We start from the raw sequence: 770 nt of genomic DNA, 5'->3' as shown, positions 1-770 counted from the left end.
TGGGCGATGTCGATGTCCAATATGTCTGGCGGTTCCTGCGCAGCCACAAGATTGACCTGGTGGCTCGCAAGTCCTGGTGCGAGAGCAACGACCCGAACTTTACGGCCAAAGCCGCCGATGTTGTCGGCCTCTATGTCGCGCCGCCGGCGAAGGCCATTGTGCTGTGCGTGGACGAGAAGCCCTCGATCCAGGCTTTGGAGCGAGCGCAGGGTTATCTGAAGTTGCCCAATGGCCGCGCCTTGACCGGCCAAAGCCACGATTACAAGCGGCATGGCACCACAACATTGTTTGCGGCGCTCGAAGTCGCCACCGGAAAGATCATCGCGACCCATTCAAAACGCCGGCGCCGCGTCGAGTTTCTCGATTTCATGAACAGCGTCACCGCGACTTTTCCGAACCGCAAGCTTCACGTCATCCTCGACAACCTCAACACCCATAAAAAGAACGAGGACTGGCTCAAGGCCCACCCCAACGTGCAATTTCATTTCACGCCGACAAGTGCGTCATGGCTCAATCAGGTCGAAGTATGGTTTTCCATCTTGCAGGGGCAGTCGCTCAGCGGCACCTCCTTCACGAGCCTCAAGCAGCTTCAGGAACACATCGATGCCTACGTCAACGCATACAACGACAGAGCCGAGCCCTTCGTCTGGACCAAGAAAAAGGTCCGTCAACGCCGTTGCCGCCGTATCACTCAGCTCTGATTCCGGGTACTAGCCTCTCAGGGGCAGCTGCCCTGGCTGCGGCGCGGAATAATGCTGTGCGCCGGAGAG

Annotated in this window: 1 protein-coding gene; it reads left to right on the top strand. The window is 58.3% G+C overall.

The annotated features are described in order from the left end of the window. Positions 1–701: IS630 family transposase (locus QQK25_RS23330; protein WP_284190099.1), on the top strand; the 701-nt coding region annotated here is incomplete at its 5' end. Positions 702–770: the final 69 nt, after the last annotated feature.

This window comes from Zoogloea oryzae, assembly GCF_030161255.1.
GTDB lineage: Bacteria > Pseudomonadota > Gammaproteobacteria > Burkholderiales > Rhodocyclaceae > Zoogloea > Zoogloea oryzae.
Note: the sequence above shows the minus strand (reverse complement) of the source record. Positions and strands in the feature narration are given on the sequence as shown.